Origin of the sequence: Caballeronia sp. PC1, from assembly GCF_021353155.1 — a bacterium.
Lineage (GTDB): Bacteria > Pseudomonadota > Gammaproteobacteria > Burkholderiales > Burkholderiaceae > Caballeronia > Caballeronia cordobensis.
In genome coordinates this window covers 601006-618024 of record NZ_JAJUBH010000003.1, presented here as the reverse complement: position 1 = coordinate 618024, position 17019 = coordinate 601006, and the positions used below count along the sequence as shown (strand labels likewise).

Below are 17019 nucleotides of genomic sequence, written 5' to 3'. Positions count from 1 at the left end.
AAGGGCCGCGTCAGCGGCCCTTCGTTCATTTATGACGTCCCAAGATATCCATGGGTAACGCTCTCAATGTTTATCCAGTCACACAGGAACGTGAGTTCTGTGCCGCTCAAACACTTCACTTTCGCAACAGCGGATTCGCCTACATCCTCGAAATCAAGTGTATCGACAATGTTGTTATGCCCCCATTGTTCGAACCTTACACCTCTAGCGCCTATGAACGACAGTTCCAAATAAACTTGATCGTAGTCCTTCGGCCATCTACGAGGAGGTAACTTAGGCTTCTGGTCAGTTACAAGCTTGACAAGCAACCTTGGCTCACCCTCTTTAAATCGAACCTCTGTAAGCCGTGCTCCTCGAAGCGACGGGAAATCACCGTAAGTAGAAGCTACGGCCTGGGGATTTAAAATCCGAGAAGTCGCTATCATTTCTTATTCCGGCATTTGAAGTAATAGTGATCATCCATGCCATCGACCTTGCCTGTTCGCTCGTCGCCTTCCGGGCGCACGTTGTGGTGTGATGGCTGATCACCAACACCATCTTGGCCGTAGTAATGACCAGCAGAATGGTCCTGAATGACTACATTCTTTCCATTAATACTATAAGTTAACTCCCTAGTTTGGATAGGTTTTTTATTCGCGTTGAGAATCCAATTGCCACTTGAATCAGTTAACGGAACCATCCTCTGACCGACAGGATGCTGAGACATGGAAATTCCAAGCTGTCGTTTAATAGCTCGCAAACTGGCGCTTCTTGTCTGGTGGCATGCGAGCCCAAGCGGATCAATCCATTCAATCGGATTAGGCGCATATTGATAGACATTTAGTCCACCTTGCAATCCAATCGGATCCTTCGAGATGAACCGTCCCGTTGCCGGATCATAGTACCGGTTGCGATTGTAATGCAGCCCCGTCTCATGATCGTGGTATTGCCCCTGGAAGCGCAGCGGATTGCTGATCCCCGCCCTGCGTGCCGCCGTACTGATCGCCTCCTTCGCCTCGCCCCACGCCTTGTAATGCGCGCTCCACGCCACCTCACCTTGAGCGTCCGTGATTTCCTGCGGCGTGCCCAGATGATCGCACTGATAGTAGCCGATCTGCGCAAACGCCACCGGCTCCGCCACCGATACCCACAACGGATCCCGGTCGATGTCGTAACGCCCTTCATACACCGGCTGCGCGTGCAGCCCGATATACCCGCTCTGGCTCGCCTGCGCCAGCGGCACGAAACCGCCCGGCTCGTACACGTAATGCGTCGTGCGCGCCTGACCGCCCGCGTATGCGTCTCCGCTCTCCCACGCCAGCGTATCGCCATCCCATCCATACAGCGTCGCGCCCGCGCCTCGTCCATCCGCATCCGGTGCGCGTAGCCCCTGCGCCGTGGATTCCTTCAGGATGCGCCGGCCCAGTGCGTCGTAGTGGTACGCCACCCGCATGGTCGGGCTGCTCGAACTCACGAGCCGGTCGAACAAATCCCACCGATACTCCGTCTGCTCGCCCTGTTGCGTCCGCTGCGTCAGGTTCCCAAACTCATCGTAGCGATAGTGCGTGCCCGCGTAACCCTTCAGCAAGTTATCCAGCAGCACCGGCCGCCCCTGAATGCGGCTCGCGTACTCCGCCGTCCCTCTTTCGGAGTCGGCCTCGATGCGCCGCGTGTGCGGATCGTCCAGCAGATTGCCCGCCGGATCGAACGCAAAACGCTCCTCGCCCTGCGCGCTGAGCGCCGACAGCAGCCGCCCCACCGGGTCGTAACGGTAATCCAGATCGCCGCGCCGCACATCGCGGATCGCCTGCAACTGGCCCGCGCCATCGTAGCGGTATTCACGCATCTGCAGGCGCTTGCCCCCCGGCGTTTCGTGACTCGCCATCAGCTTCTGCGTCTTTAACCGGCCGCCCACGTCATACTCCTGACGCTGCGTGAGGCCGTTGCCCTGCACGCGCTCGATCTCCCGATGCAAATCGTCCCGCTCGATCTGCACCAGTTCCCGGTCATCGAGCAACATGCCATGCACGTGACCGCTGCCGTAACTGAGCACGCCCACGCGATGGCCGTCCGGGCGAATCGTCGTCACGCGCTGGTTCAGCACGTCGTAGTCGTGACCAGGTCTCGTTGCCGTGGGCGTCCGTCACGTAGGTCAGGCGGATATCCGGATCCCATTCCAGCTTCGTGTCGTAGCTGCCGTCGTCGGCCCATTCGCGCACCGCCTTCGCGGTCGGCTCCGTGCCGTGCCAGCGCAGGTTCATGCCGCGTCCGGTGCGGTCGGTGTAGCGGGTGAGCAGATGGTGAGCGTACGCGTAGCCGCGTTGCGCGCCGTGCTCGTCGGTGGCCGACACCAGATCGCCCGCCTCGTCGTATTCATATGCCGCCAGTTGCCGCACCGGCTTGCCTTCGTCGATCAGCCATATCTGCGTGATATGACCCGTCTTGTCGGCAATCGTATGCACGTGCGCGTGGATATCGTCGCCGTGATGGCTCATCAGGTCGGAGGGCGTGAGCGCATTCGCTTCGCCCGCGTGCTCGTAGGCCAGCGCCACAGCTGCGCCGTTGCGCAGCGTGATGTTCACCAGCCGATAGTGCTTGCCATGGCGCTCGTAGGTTTCCTTCGTCTCGACGCCGCGGCACACCGCCACGCTGTTCTCCGCCACGCGCACCAGCGTCACGTTCTCGATGGCGTCGTAGTGAAACGCGCCGACCTTCGGCTGCGGCCACTCGTGCGTGCGACCGTCCGCGCCGTGATAGCGCAGCAGTTCGGGCCGTGCGCCGCGATCGATGATGTCCAGCCGCGTGGTGAAGGGCGAGCTCCAGCGCGCCCCCAGGGGACTGGCATCGTAGGCGTCATGATCCGAGCGATACATGCGCGCCCAGTCCAGCGCGAACACGCCCGCCAGCGAGAAGTCCTCGTGCGTGAGCTGCTCGGCGCCGCGCGCGAAGCTGATGCTGCGGCCGGTATTGGCGGGCGCGGGGCAGTTCTTGCAGCCGGGGTCGCTCTCCGAGTCCGCTTCAACATGCTTGGACTCGAGCTTGCCCTTGCCATTCTGCTTCTTCGCCTGACTGACTTCCTGTTCCTTGATGTTGAGGTTCTTGCCGCGAGCGTGCTTCTTGCGCCACGCCGCGATAAGGCTCACCAGAATCGTCAGCAGCTTCGCAATCGCGCCGGTGCGCGGGTTCGCCAGCGCCGCCAGCGCCTGCGTGAACACGCCGTTCGGTTGCGTATAGTCGTAGTCGGCGAGCGTCACATCGCCCGGGGTGATCTGGCGCGATACCGTGAGCGCGTGGATATGCTCCTCGTCGATGCGCTTATCCTCGGGCGCGTGATAGCGGATCGTGTCGTATGTATTGCCGTGCTTCTTGTGCGAACCGGGCGAATCGCACAGCACGAGCGTCATGCCGTCGAAGTGGTAGTAAATGCCCCACTCGCTCCAGATCTGGCATAAGAAGTCATAATCCGTCTGCCAGAACTGTCGAACATAATCGCGCTTCGGAAACACGTTGTTCTTGAGCGCCACGGCGGCCACGCGCCAGTTCCACGGGAATTTGAAATTGCGGCTTTTGAAGACCGCTTCGGTTATCTCAATAACATTTAAATTTTGGAACACGCGATTGTCGATGCTCTGCGTCGTCATCCAGAGCCATGGCCGCACCGTGAAACGGTAGTACGCGCGCCGCTCATCACTGCCCGTCTGCTCGACTTCGGTGATGATGCCGTTGATGGTCCGCACGCCCGCGCCGATATTGCCCGCGCCCAGATCGCCCGGGAGCCCCGGAACGAACGTTCCTTTACCTTCAAATTCGACCGAAATTTCGATCAGCTTGCCGATGAGGTCATCTGGTTTGATCACCTCACGCGCCTGATAGACGCGGAAACTCGGAATATCGAGCGTGGCGAATTCGACCTGGTATTTGAACAGTTCGCCCAGGGCTTCGACGCCGCTCACGCGCTCAGGGATGAGCACGTCCTCACCACCCCACAGGGGCAGCGCCTTGCACGCGACCTTGAGCGTGCGTTCTTGCAGTGGATTGAACATCGGGTACAGCTCCCTGGTTCTTTTGATTAAGGTCACGGACAAGGCCGTGCGGGGATTGATTTAAGTCGTCGGTTCCAGCTCACACTGATGCAACCCACGCCGTAGTGCGATGCAGGAGGTCCTTTCACCTTGAGGCAGGGTCAGCGAATTCGGCGCGGTGCCGTGCATCGATGATGCAGCGGACCACGAAGCCGGTGCTTTTGGAGCAAGCGATTGACGTAAGGGGTCGAACACTTCCGCTTCGAGCAGGCTAACGCTCGCGGAGTTAGGTGTCGAGCAGGCGAGGGTCATGCGAATCAGCCGACGCGTTGAATCCATGACGAGGCGTCGATTCACGCGCTGACGTCAAACGAGCCGACTGATGATTGATGCTTGGCATTGCGAATTTTTGCTAAACAGCAGGATTGCAACGCTATCAGTCTGTCCCTAAAATTAATATGGGAGTTGTCTTAATGAGGCGGTGATATGAATGATGCGAGGCAAGGGAGCAGCCCCTCGGTGTCTCTTCGCTCGGCAGCAATCCATCGATGGAAAAAGCGGTGCACCAGCGCTAGTCATCCGGCTCTGTCAGTCGCAGCTTTCGTGCTGCGACTGCTGAATGGTCACGAACCATTTCGTCCGGATGGATGTGCGCTTCGGACGAGCACACCGCACACGAGTTGCCGTTCCTGTCCGGTTAATGAACTTCCACCCACCTCAAGGCTGCGCCTGCTGCCACTGCAATACCGGATGCGTCGCGCCGGCCGGCATCGCCCAGACGCCACCCGCCGGAATATTCCAGTCGAGGTAATTCGACACGTTGCTCATCTGCGCCGTCGTCAGCCCGTTCGAATCGGGCGGCACCGTGCCCGAGTTCGATCCCGCCGCGCTCGTCCGAATCGTCGTCTCCTTGTTCCAGTAGACGTTGTTGTGAATCGCGCCCTGGTTGTACGCCGCGATCCCGCCGTAAGCATCGCCCGGCGGCCCGCCGCCGCCGACCTGCCCGACCGCGAACGATTCGTTGATGACGCCCGTCGTGCCGTTGTCGTACACGAGCCCGCCACCGCCGAAGCCGCCGACGCCGCCCGTCGCGTACGACTGCGTGATGAGCCCCGCGTTGAACGCGACGAGCCCCGCCGTCTCGCCGTGGGAGCCGGCGAAGGTCGTGCCGGTCGCATACGACTGCGCGACGGTGCCGTTGTTCGTGCCCACGAGCCCGCCCGCCGGCGTCTGATAGCCGACGTCCGCCGTGCTCGACGAGCGCTCGATCGTCCCGTTGTTCACGCCGACGAGCCCGCCCGCGCCGCGTCCGCCGAAGCCGTTCTGACTGACCGCGCCCGCGGTATTGACGTAGGTGACGAGCCCGTCGTTCTGCCCGGCGAGCAAGCCGAGCCCGCCCGACGAATAGCCGCTCACGCTCGCGTTCGTGAGATTCAGGTTGCGCACGACGCCGCTCGCGCCGATCACGCCGAACATGCCGTAATAGTCGTCGTTGGCATTCGAGATCGACGCGAGCTTGTCGATGGTGTGACCGAAGCCGTCGAACTGGCCGGTAAACGGCGTCGACGTCGCCCCGATCGCGGTGAAGTAGTTCGGATAGCTCGTCGCGCTCGCATCGATATCCTTGCCGAGCGCATAGCTGCCCGCGAGGTCTTGCGACACCTTTTGCAGATCGCCGAGATTGTTCACGAGCTTGTACGCGCTCGCCTGCGCGACGACCCCGCTATACGGCGCGGCGGTCCATCCGCTGTTCGTGAGCACGGTGCCCGGCGCGTACGTGCCGTTCATGTCGTAGAGCGCGCTCACGATGCCGCCGCTCTTCGACCAGTCGATCGTGCCGCCATTGGTCACGCCGCCGCCGTTGTCGATGCCGCCCGCATCGGCGCGCAGCGTGAGATTGCCGTTGCCGGTGTTGCCGATCGTCGCGCCGGGAGCGATCGTCACGTTATGCGCCGCGCCGAGCGTCAGCGATCCGTTGCCGCTCCATTGCACGTTGCCGTTCACGGCGAGATCGCCGCTCGCCGTTTCGACATCGACCGAGGTGCCGTTCGTCAGGCTGCGCGCGAGTGAAGCGCCGCTCGTCTGATCGACGGTGAAGGCCGGCGCGCCGAGCTTCCAGGTGCGCGCCTGGACGTTCGCGCCCGCGATATCGAGCGTGTTGCCGCTCGTCTCGACCGTGCCGCCGCTGCCGTCCGCGTTGGCCGCGGCGATCGCGCCGTTCGCGTGCACGTTGCCCTGGTCGGCGACGAGCCACACATGGCCGTCGCGCGTCGCCGTGCCGGTCGCCCGGATCGCGGCGCTGTTGCCCGCGAGCGCGTAGACGTTGCCGTCGGCGGCTTGCAGGTTCGCCTGCGCCGCCGCGATCGCGCCGCCGTTCATGGCCGTGCCGCCGCTGCCCGCCTGCACGAAGACCTGCTGCCCGCCCGACGCGTCCTGCAGCAACACCTGATTGCCCGCCGCGATCTCGACCGTGCCCTGCGGCGCGCTGATGCTGCCGCCATTCACCGCTGCCGTGCGCGACACGAGAAACACGTCGCCGCCGCTCGAACCGATCTTGCCGAGATTGATGACCATGCCGTCGCCGCCGCCCGAGAGCGTGAGCGGGCCGCCTTGCATGAACGCGTCGTTGCCGATGTCGAGCGCCGACGCGACGAAGCGCCCGCCCGTCGCCACGACGCCGCCCGGGCCCACCAGCACGCCCTGCGGATTGACGAGATACACGCTGCCCGTCGCGTTGAGCTGGCCGAGGATCACCGAAGCATCGCCGCCCGTCACGCGATTGAGCGTCGCGCCGTTGCCGTTGTTGAACGTCACCTGCCGTCCGCCGCCGATCGAAAAGCTATTCCAGTCGATGACGCCGCGCGATGTCGTCTGATTGATCGTCAGCGACGCGCCGCCGCCCGCGATCGCGCCGCTGCCCGCGACGAACTGGCCGCCGGCCGGCAATGGCGGCGCGGCCTCGGCGATGCCGGCGAGCGTCGCGCACGACATGCCCGCAAGGAGCGGCACGAGCATCGCGAGCGGCCGCAGGCGGGCGCGGCGACGAATACGGCTTGGGGAAAGAAGCGGACGAATGCTGCGCTGCATGGCTGCCTCCGTTCAATCGGGCGTTTTTGTTCGTTTATGGTCGTTTTGGCCGCTGACGGTGTAGCCGCTTTTCGCCCCGGCGATTCGATCACGGGAGCGCGAACATCGACGTGCGAGCAGGCGCGCCGATGGTAGCGCCCGGCGTTGCGCGCCTATGTGGGGTTCCGCACATTCGTGCGGCTCAAAAAAATGGGGCTGCGCGCACGCGAGACGCGTCGGGGCACGTGTGCGGCGCGGCATGGAAATTGAGCGCCGCGGGATGCAAATATGAAGGGAGATTGAAAGCGCTTCTAGTGCGAAGGCTTGCGCCGGCTCGTCAGTTCGATCCAGCATTCGTGATAGATGCGCTGCACGAGCGCGCTCTCGTAGTCGAGATCTTCGCCTTCGAGAATGCGCTCGATGTCGCCGCGCGAGGCGTCGGCGTCGAGCGTCGTGGCAAAGCGCATGGCGAGCGACTGCGCGGCCGCCGAAAGCCGCGCGGTTTCGATCCACTCCGCCGCGCGATGATGCCGGTCGAGCCAGCGATGCGCCGCGCGCACCTGAAACGACGTATCGGGCCAGTCGCCTTCGATGTAGTACGCGCCGAGCATTCCGCACGTGAGCCAGCACAGCAGATGAACCCGGTCATCGGGCCCCAGGGGATAGCGCACTTGGCTCATGATGGCGGCATCGAAATGACGCATCGACGATAGCACGCTGTGCGCGCCCGCAGCATGCGGCGCGCGTATGGTCCGGCGCGGCCGCCATGCAGGCTTCGTGCGAAAGATGTCAGAACGCGTGCCGCAGCGCCACGCGTGCGACGAACTGCTCCGAGTTCGACGACACACCCTGCGTGCCCGGAATGAACGCCTGATCCATGACGGAATCCGTCGAACTGCCCGCGATCTTCTGATACGCGCCCTGCACGTAAATGTCCGTGCGCTTCGAGAGGAAGTAGTCCGCCATCAGGCCCGCCGAATGAATGTGCGGCTTCACGGTGCCGGCCGTCGAATCGTAGGTTTCCATCGAGTAGACATACTGCGCGCCGACGAAGAATGCCGGCGTGAACTGATATTTCCCGTTCACTTCGAAGTTCTGATACTTGAGGTTCCTGAGCGTGTTGCCCGCCGACGCGAGCGGCACACCGATATATCCGTTCGTCACCGGATTCGCATAGCTGGAATTCGTATAGGCAAAGCCCGCCGTCGCCTTGCCGAACGTGTAGTTCACGCCCACGCCGAAGATCTGCATGCGCTGCGCGATGAAGCTCGCATCGTTCGTGGCGATGGCGCCGTTCGCCGTGAGGCCGGTGCCATCGGCGCGCAGATAGGCCGCGCCCGCGAGCAGGCCGCCGTTCGCATACGACGCCCCGACGCTGAATTGCCGGTTGTTCGCGAAGTTTGTGTCGTTGCTGAAGCTGTACGTGCCGCCGAACTGGAATCCGGCGAAGGACGGGCTCGCGTACTTCACCGTGTTGTTCACGCGGAACGAGTTGTCGGTGTTGTCGTTGTCGAACGGATGCGCGAACAGATAGCCCGCCCAGTTGCCGTTGGCCGTCGTCGGCGCGAGATAGTCGACCACCGAATCGTATTGACGGCCGAACCTGACCGAGCCGAACCGGTCGTTGGTCACGCCGATGTAAGCCTGCCGCCCGAACATGCGTCCGCCTTGCCCGGCCGCGCCGTTGCTCAGGTTCACGCCGCTTTCGAGCTGAAACACCGCTTGCGTGCCGCCGCCCAGATCCTCCACGCCGCGCAAACCCCAGCGGCTGCCCGACGCATAACCGCTCGTCAGTTCATACGCGCGATTTCCGCCGACGTTGCTCGTGTAGTCGAACCCTTCGTCGAGCACGCCGAACAGCGTGACGCTGCTTTGCGCATGAGCCGACGATGCGATGCACGCGAGCGCGGCAAGCGAAATTGCTTTGATTCTCATGTAAGTCTCAAGTCTTTTACTTTTGGATGAAGAAGTCCCGGCAGACGCTCGCCGGAACCGCGAGCGACCGATTGTGAGCGATGCGAACGACCCTGAAAAAGGATTTAGTCGAACAGCCATCGTGAGTTTTTTGAATGTTCTTCCAGCGAATTCTTCGCTTGTCGTTGCAGCGCGACGCACGAAAGAATGCGTTGCACAGCGATCAAGGAACCCGCCAGACATGAAGCTAGAACGGAATTTTGTGAACGGACGTTTCATCGAGCCCGTGAGCGACGAAGTCACCGCCATCCTGAATCCCGCGACCGAGGCGTTGCTGGGCCATGTTCACAACGCATCGCGTGAACAGGCGCTTACGGCGGTCGATCAGGCCGCCGCCGCGCAACGCCTGTGGCGCGTGACGCCCGCGGCCGAGCGCGGCGCGCATATGCAGCGTCTCGCCGATGCGATCGCCGAAGCCTCCGCCGAGATCGGCGCGGCGCTCGCGATGGAATCCGGCAAGAGCCTGCTCGACGCGATCAACGAGGCCGTCTACGCGGCGCAGATCACGCGCTATCACGCGGAATGGGCGCGGCGCATCGAAGGCGAAGTCATTCCGAGCGATACGACTGATGAGAACCTCGTGCTGCATCGCGAGCCGATTGGCGTGGTTGCGTGCCTGATCCCGTTCAACTTCCCGATCTACACGCTCATGCGCAAGATCGCGCCCGCGCTGATCGCGGGCAACACGGTCGTCGTGCGCCCGAGCAACAACACGCCGCTGTCGGCCTTCGAACTGGCGCGCGCGGTCGAACGCGCGGCGCTGCCCGCGGGCGTCGTCAATATTCTCGCGATGGATCACGCCACCGCCGAAATCGTCTGCACGCACTCGAAGGTCGGCATGATCACGTTGACGGGCAGCGTGAACGCGGGCCGCAAGGTGCTCGAATACTGCAAGGCGAACATCGCGAAGCCTTCGCTGGAACTCGGCGGCAAGACGCCCGCGATCATCGAGCCGGATGCCGATCTGGAGAAGGCGGCGCGCGAGCTCGTCGCCTCGAAGCTCACGCACAGCGGCCAGCTCTGCACGGCCATCGAGCGCGTGTACGTGCACGAGAGCATTCATGACGCGTTCCTCGGCCTGCTGCGCGCGCAGATGCAAGCGAAGCGGATCGGCGACCGCAGCGAAGACGCGAGCCACATGGGCCCGCTCGTGAACAAGGCGTCGCGCGACGGCATTCACGCGATGGTCCGCCGCGCGATCGAAGCGGGCGCGACGCTCGAAACCGGCGGCGAAGTGCCGGCGGGCAAGGGCTTTTTCTATCCGCCGACGCTGCTTTCGAACTGCCGCCAGGACATGGAGATCGTGCAGGAAGAAACCTTCGGTCCCGTGCTCGCGGTGCTGAAGTACGGCACGATCGACGAAGCGCTCTCGATGGCGAACGATCATCAGTTCGGGCTTTCGTCGGTGCTCTACACCGAGAACTACCGCACGGCGATGAAAGTCGCCAACGCGATCGAAGCGGGCGAGCTCTACATCAACCGCACGCCCGCCGATCCCTATCAGGGCTTTCATGCGGGCTGGAAGCGCTCCGGCATCGGCGGCGACGACGGCAAGCACGGCATGCTCGAATTCACGCAAACGCGTCTCGTCGTCATGAAGTACTGATTCTCGCGGCCGGCGCTCGCCGGTCCGCGCTCAATTCACCCAACAAAAACATAGTGAAGATCCGGCGTCACGGCATCGACGTGTCGTGACGCGGCTCTTCGAGGAGCACATCCGTGTCATCGAATCCCGCTCAATCCGGTGCGAGCGTCGCCGCACCGCGCGAAAGCTCGCGCGCCGACCGCTATATCCAGCTCGCGCTGCTCGTGATCGCCGCCGGCGCCATTTATCCGATTCTGTATCTGCGGCAGGTCTATCAGCCGACGATGCTCGAAGTCTTCCACATCTCCGAGGCGCAACTCGGTTACTTGTACTCCGCGCTCGGCACGATCTTCCTCGTCTGTTATCTGCCGAGCGGCTGGCTCGCGGACCGCGTAAGGCCCCGCGTGCTCATCAGCTTTTCGCTGATCGCGACGGGCGCGCTCGGGCTCTGGTATTCCACGGCGCCTTCGTTCGGCGCGCTGATCGCGATCTTCGGCGGCTGGGGCCTGACGACCGGCCTCACGTTCTGGGCCGCGATCATCAAGCGCGTATCGATGATCGCAGGCGCGGACGAGCAAGGCCGCTTCTTCGGCTTTCTCGACGGCGGGCGCGGCCTGATCGAAGCGCTGCTCGCGACCATCGCGATTTCGCTCTTCGCGTGGATGACGCAGACGCGCGGCGCATCGACCGAAGCGGGCTTCCGGCTCGTCGTCTATATGTACGCGTTTCTGTGCATCGGGCTCGGCGTGGTGCTCGGTCTCGTGCGCGATCCGAACGGCGGCGCGGCCGCGACGGCGGTGAAGCGCGAAAAGCGCAACGTGCTGCGCGATCTCTATTCGCTCGCGAAGAATCCGCAACTCGCGCTGCTTTCCGCGATCGTGTTCTGCGGCTATCAGGTCTTCTGGTCCACGTACAGCTTCTCCGCGTATCTGCATGAAAAGGAAATCGGCCTGACGGTGGTCGCGGCGGGCTTCATCACGACGCTCAAGCTGTGGATGCGGCCGATCGGCGGCATCGGCGGCGGCTTTCTCGGCGATCGCTTTTCGAAGACTTCCGTGCTGATCGTCGCACTGTTCTCGGCGTCCGCCGCGCTCATCGCGCTGATGGCAGCGCCCGGCATGTCGAGTCATGCGCTCGTCGCGGTGCTCGTGCTGTTCATCGGCGTGATGACCTACGCGATTCGCGGCCTCTACTGGTCGCTGCTCGATCAATGCAAGGTGCCCGCAGAAACGATGGGTCTCGCGATCGGCCTCGTGTCCGTTGTCGGCTATTCGCCGGATGCGGTGCTGCCGCTCATCAACGGCTATCTGACGCAGAACTATCCGGGTGTCTACGGATATCAACTGTACTTCGGCTATATCGCCTTCATGTCCGCGCTCGGCGGCGTGGCGGCCATCTTGTTCAAACTTCGACTCGCGAAACAGGGAGCGCAACAATGAAAATCGCCGCACTGGAAACGCATATCGTCGCCGTGCCGCCGCCTCATATCGGCGGCATGTACTGGATCTTCGTCAAGCTGCGCACGGCGTGCGGCATCGAAGGCGTCGGTGAGATCTATTCCGCGACGTTCCATCCGAAGGCGATGGTGCCGATCATCGAAGATGTGTTTCAGCGTTATCTGGAAGGCCACGATCCGCATCGCGTCGAACGCTTCTATCGCGAGGCGTATTCGAGCGGCTTCACGCAGCGCCCCGATCTCACGATGATGGGCGTCGTGAGCGGCCTCGAAATGGCGTGCTGGGACATCATCGGCAAGGCGGCGGGCAAGCCCGTCTACGAGCTGCTCGGCGGGCGCGTGCATGAACGCCTGCGTTCGTACACGTATCTGTATTCGAAGAATAGCCGCGGCGAATACGACTACGACGATCCGGATCTCGCCGCCGAATGCGCCGCGCATAACGTGGCGAAGGGCTTTACCGCCGTCAAGTTCGATCCGGCGGGGCCGTACACCGCGTACTCGGGCCATCAGCTTTCGCTCGACGTGATGGACCGCTGCGAAACCTTCTGCCGCAAGGTGCGCGAGGCCGTCGGCAGCCAGGCCGATCTGCTGTTCGGCACGCACGGCCAGATGGTGCCGTCATCCGCGATCCGTCTCGCGCAGCGTCTCGCGAAGTTCGATCCGCTGTGGTTCGAGGAGCCGGTGCCGCCGGGCCAGGAAGGCGCGATGGCGCAAGTCGCCGCGAAGACCAGCATTCCGATCGCGGCGGGCGAGCGCCTCACGACGAAGTACGAGTTCTTCAAGCTGCTCGAAGCGAAAGCGGCGTCGATCCTGCAATTCAATGTCGGGCGCGTGGGCGGCCTGCTCGAAGCGAAGAAGATCGCGAGCCTCGCCGAGGTCTATTACGCGCAGATCGCGCCGCATCTTTACAACGGTCCTGTCGGGGCGGCCGCGAGCATTCAGATCGCCGCATGTACGCCGAACTTTCTGATTCAGGAAAGCATCGAGACGTGGGGCGGCTTCCACGCCGAAGTGCTGAAGAAGCCGATCCGCTGGGAAGATGGCTACATCATTCCGTCGACGGAGCCGGGGCTCGGCGTCGAACTGAACATGGACGTCGTGCGCGCGCATACGCCGTACACGGGCGAACGGCTGCATCTGCAGATGGCGGCGCAACCCGCCGACGTGAAGGATCTCGCGCCCGCCAAGGGCTAATCAGGCATGAAAGACATGGAATTCGACTACATCATCGTCGGCGCGGGATCGGCGGGCTGCATTCTCGCCAATCGCCTGACGGAGTCCGGCGAGCATTCGGTGCTGCTGCTCGAAGCGGGCGGCGCGGACGATTCGTTCTGGTTCAGGGTGCCGGTCGGCTTCACGAAGACCTACTACAACCCGCAATACAACTGGATGTACTACAGCGAGCCGGAAGCGCAACTGAAGAACCGTTCGCTGTATTGCCCGCGCGGCAAGGTGCAGGGCGGCTCCGGCTCGATCAACGCGATGATCTACGTTCGCGGCCAGCCGCACGATTTCGACGACTGGGCGCGCGCGGGCAACGCGGGCTGGAGCTACCGCGACGTGCTGCCGTATTTCCGCCGCCTCGAATCGCACTGGGCCGGCGACACCGAATATCACGGCGCGCACGGCAAGATCGCCATTTCGTCGATGAAAGACGGCGCGCATCCGATCTGCGGCACCTTCCTGGAAGGCGCGCGGCAGGCGGGCTATCCCGTGACCGGCGACATCAACGGCGCGGACTACGAAGGCGCGACCGTCTACGATCTCAATGCGCGCAAGGGCGAGCGTTCGTCGAGCAGCTTCGAATATCTGCATCCTGTGCTAGGGCGCAAGAATTTGCGCGTGGAGCGCAACGTGAGCGTGAGCCGCGTGATGTTCGACGGCAAGCGCGCGACGGGCGTGACCGCGACGCGCAACGGGGAGTCGCTGCGGTTCCGCGCGAAGCGTGAAGTAATTCTGTCGGCGGGCGCGGTCGATTCGCCGAAGCTGATGCAGCTTTCCGGCCTCGGCGAACGCGCGTTGCTCGCGAAGCACGGCATTCCCGTCGTGCACGAACTGCCCGCGGTCGGCAAGAATCTGCAGGATCATCTGTGCGTGAGCTTTTACTATCGCGCGACGGTGAAGACGCTGAATGACGAGCTCGGCTCGCTTTTCGGCAAGGCAAAGGCCGCGCTGCGCTATCTGACCTCGCGCAAAGGGCCGCTCTCGATGAGCGTCAATCAGTCGGGCGGATTCTTCAAGGGCGATGACGGCGAGGCGGAACCGAACCTCCAGCTTTACTTCAATCCGCTGTCGTATCGCATTCCGAAGAGCAGCAAGGCGCAGCTCGAACCCGAGCCGTATTCCGGTTTCCTGCTGTGCTTCAATCCGTGCCGGCCGACGAGCCGCGGCTCGGTCGAGATCGCTTCGGACCGTGTCGAGGATGCCGCGAAGATCCGCATCAACGCGCTGACGACGCCGAAGGACATCCGTGAGGCGGTGCAGGGCAGCAAGCTCGTGCGCAAGATCATGAATTCGAAGGCGCTGCGCGCGGTCACGGCGGAGGAAATCTCGCCGGGGCCGAACGTGCGGAGCGATGCCGACATGCTGGCGTATTTCCGCGAGCAGTCGGGTTCGATCTACCACCTGTGCGGCTCCTGCGCGATGGGGCCGGACGCGGCCACCGCGGTCGTCGACGAACGGCTGCGCGTGCATGGCGTGCAGGGCTTGCGGATCGTGGACGCGTCGGTTTTCCCGAACATCACGTCGGGCAATCTGAATGCGCCGGTGATGATGGTCGCCGAGAAAGGCGCGGACATGATCCTCGACGACGCGCGCGCCACCGCTGCCCGGCTTCCCGAGCCGGCGGAGTCTGCCGCGATCGGCTGATGCGCGCGGGGCGTGAGCGCGTCACTACGCTTTCACGCCCTGAAGCGGCATAATTTGCCTCGATTCGTAAAATGCTGCCTGAGAGCGGCATGGTCCGGCGCCGACGCGTGCTAAAAGCGCGCCTCGAACGCGAGGAAAGGGAGACCGACGTGAAGCGAAAGATGCCCGCCCTGAACGCGCTGAGGGCCTTCGAGGTGGCCGGACACACCGGCAGCTTCACGCGCGCGGCCGAAATGCTGCATGTCACGCAAAGCGCGGTGAGCCGTCAGGTGCGTCAGCTCGAAACGCAGCTCGGCGAGCCGCTTCTTTTGCGTCGGCATCATCATCTCGAACTGTCGGCGACGGGGCGGCTTCTGCTGCAGGCGCTGAAGATGTCGTTCGACCGCATCGAACTGACCGTGCGCAGCATTCAGGAGAAGACGCATCTGAAGCGTTTGCGCATCAACGCGCCGCCTACCTTTTCCAGCCGCTGGCTGATGCCGCGGCTGCAATCCTTGCGCACCGCCGCGCCCGAGCTCGAAATCACGCTGACCACGCGTCTCAGGGACGATCTCGTCGAATCGGGCGCGCTCGATTGCGCGATTCGCTTCGGCAACGGCGAGTGGGACAGCCTCGATAATCAATTGCTGATGAACGAGCGGCATATCGCGGTGTGCTCGCCGGCGCTGATCGGCGAGCGCGATACCTCGGACATCGACCTGAACGCGTTCACGCTGCTGCATGTGCTCGCGGCCAGCGATCAGCGCTATCTCACCTGGCAGCACTGGCTCAAGGCCGCGGATATCGGCGGTGTAGATACGCGCGGCGGCTACGAGTTCGACCTGCTCGATCACGCGATCCGCGCGGCCGTCGACGGGCTGGGCGTCACCATCGCGGATCGTCACATGATCGCGCACGAATTGCGGCAGGGCACGCTCGTGCCGATCGTCGATGTCGAGGTGGACGGGCATCAGTCGTACTGGCTCGTCACGCGCACCGGCCAGGACGATTCGCCTCAGGTCGCGCTGTTTCGCGAGTGGCTGCGCGCCGAGATCGAAAAGCAGACGCGCGGGCGTGGCGGAAAGCCTGCGCGCGCCTGAGCGGGAGAGACGATCATGCGCCGGCTGCCATCCCTGACCGCATTGCGCTTTTTCGAAGAGAGCGCGCGCCATATGAGCTTCAACAAATCCGCCGCGGCGCTGTGCGTGACGCCCGGCGCGGTGAGCCGCCAGATTCGCCTGCTCGAAGAGGCGCTCGGCACGAAGCTGTTCGATCGCGATCACAAGGGCATACGTCTTACGAAGCAGGGCGCGGAACTGCTCGCGTGTTTGTCCGATGCGTTCGATTCGATCGAGCGCGTGACGCGTTCGCTGTCGACCGCCCAACGCGGCGAGCGCCGGCGTCTGACCGTGAGCGCGCCGCCGACTTTCGCGACGCGCTGGCTTTCGCCACGCCTCGGCTCGCTGATGGACGCGGTGCCCGACATCGATCTTTCCGTGCGCACCGATGCCATCGACGAACGTCAATGCAGCATTCGCTTCGGCTACGAGGCGCGGGCGGATCATCGGTCGGAGTTGCTGTTCATCGAGCGGCACGTGCTTGCCGGCGCGATGAAGTTCGCGGGGCAGCCCGTCGAGGCGCTATTGCAGCGGCTGCCCGCGCTGCACGTGCTGCATAACGATGCGCGGCTCACGCTGTGGCCCAACTGGCTCGACGCGGCGGGACTGCCGCGCGCGTACGGCGAGAACGGCATCGAGTTCTCGACGCTCGATCAGGCGATTCACGCGGCGCGCGCGGGCTCCGGGCTGGCGGTGGTGGACCGGAACATGATCGCCGATGAGTTGCACGAGGGTTCGCTCGTGCTGCTCTCGCCGGTGGAATCGACGGGGCCGTATGGGTACTGGCTGGATATCGCGCCTGCGGAGGCGAGCTCGGATAGTGTGCAGGCGTTTGCGGAGTGGTTGCGTGGCGAGGGGGCGAAGGCTGCGCAGGCGTAGGGGCGCTGGGAAAACATTTCGGCGGAAACACGCCGACGAGGTTCGAGAACGCCGACATCGGCGCCCTCAAGTTTCGGTATTAATGTACGC

At 63.4% G+C, this 17019-nt stretch carries 12 protein-coding genes; 6 read left to right on the top strand and 6 right to left on the bottom strand.

Annotated elements, in window-relative coordinates; genetic code table 11:
- Positions 1-29: 29 nt before the first annotated feature.
- From LY284_RS39320 to LY284_RS27420, 6 genes are all read right to left on the bottom strand, one after another.
- Positions 30-425 (bottom strand): immunity 50 family protein, encoded by a 396-nt coding sequence (locus LY284_RS39320; RefSeq protein ID WP_375294301.1) that lies wholly within the window; start codon positions 423-425, stop codon positions 30-32.
- The gene (locus LY284_RS27440) at positions 422-2083 is read right to left on the bottom strand and encodes an RHS repeat-associated core domain-containing protein (protein WP_233389307.1); all 1662 of its coding nucleotides are present in this window, start codon (positions 2081-2083) and stop codon (positions 422-424) included. The genes LY284_RS39320 and LY284_RS27440 overlap by 4 nt, the downstream gene beginning before the upstream one ends.
- Positions 1986-4022, bottom strand: coding sequence for a contractile injection system protein, VgrG/Pvc8 family (locus tag LY284_RS27435; RefSeq protein WP_233389304.1), 2037 nt, complete (start codon positions 4020-4022; stop codon positions 1986-1988). Before LY284_RS27435 ends, LY284_RS27440 begins: the two co-directional genes overlap by 98 nt.
- A gap of 696 nt (positions 4023-4718) precedes the next feature.
- Positions 4719-7088, bottom strand: coding sequence for a filamentous hemagglutinin N-terminal domain-containing protein (locus tag LY284_RS27430; protein WP_233389302.1), 2370 nt, complete (start codon positions 7086-7088; stop codon positions 4719-4721).
- 290 nt (positions 7089-7378) lie between these two features.
- Positions 7379-7747 carry a hypothetical protein gene (locus LY284_RS27425; protein ID WP_041734011.1) on the bottom strand — a complete coding sequence of 123 codons (369 nt, stop codon included), beginning with the start codon at positions 7745-7747 and terminating at the stop codon, positions 7379-7381.
- Positions 7748-7856: 109 nt separating this feature from the next.
- Positions 7857-9002: a porin gene (locus tag LY284_RS27420; protein ID WP_233389301.1), complete on the bottom strand. Its 1146-nt coding sequence runs from the start codon at positions 9000-9002 to the stop codon at positions 7857-7859.
- Positions 9003-9222: 220 nt separating this feature from the next.
- Here LY284_RS27420 and aldA point away from each other — a divergent pair, with 220 nt between their 5' ends.
- From aldA to LY284_RS27390, 6 genes are all read left to right on the top strand, one after another.
- Positions 9223-10647 carry an aldehyde dehydrogenase gene (gene aldA, locus LY284_RS27415; protein ID WP_233389298.1) on the top strand — a complete coding sequence of 475 codons (1425 nt, stop codon included), beginning with the start codon at positions 9223-9225 and terminating at the stop codon, positions 10645-10647.
- 113 nt (positions 10648-10760) lie between these two features.
- Positions 10761-12065, top strand: a complete 1305-nt coding sequence (locus LY284_RS27410; protein ID WP_233389296.1) for a nitrate/nitrite transporter — start codon at positions 10761-10763, stop codon at positions 12063-12065.
- Entirely contained in the window at positions 12062-13279 is a 1218-nt protein-coding gene (locus LY284_RS27405) for a mandelate racemase/muconate lactonizing enzyme family protein (RefSeq protein ID WP_233389294.1), read from the top strand. Before LY284_RS27410 ends, LY284_RS27405 begins: the two co-directional genes overlap by 4 nt.
- A gap of 15 nt (positions 13280-13294) precedes the next feature.
- Positions 13295-14953 (top strand): GMC family oxidoreductase, encoded by a 1659-nt coding sequence (locus LY284_RS27400; protein WP_233391019.1) that lies wholly within the window; start codon positions 13295-13297, stop codon positions 14951-14953.
- Between the two features lie 161 nt (positions 14954-15114).
- Positions 15115-16032: a LysR substrate-binding domain-containing protein gene (locus LY284_RS27395; RefSeq protein ID WP_233391016.1), complete on the top strand. Its 918-nt coding sequence runs from the start codon at positions 15115-15117 to the stop codon at positions 16030-16032.
- 15 nt (positions 16033-16047) lie between these two features.
- Positions 16048-16929 carry a LysR substrate-binding domain-containing protein gene (locus tag LY284_RS27390; protein ID WP_014252965.1) on the top strand — a complete coding sequence of 294 codons (882 nt, stop codon included), beginning with the start codon at positions 16048-16050 and terminating at the stop codon, positions 16927-16929.
- Positions 16930-17019: the final 90 nt, after the last annotated feature.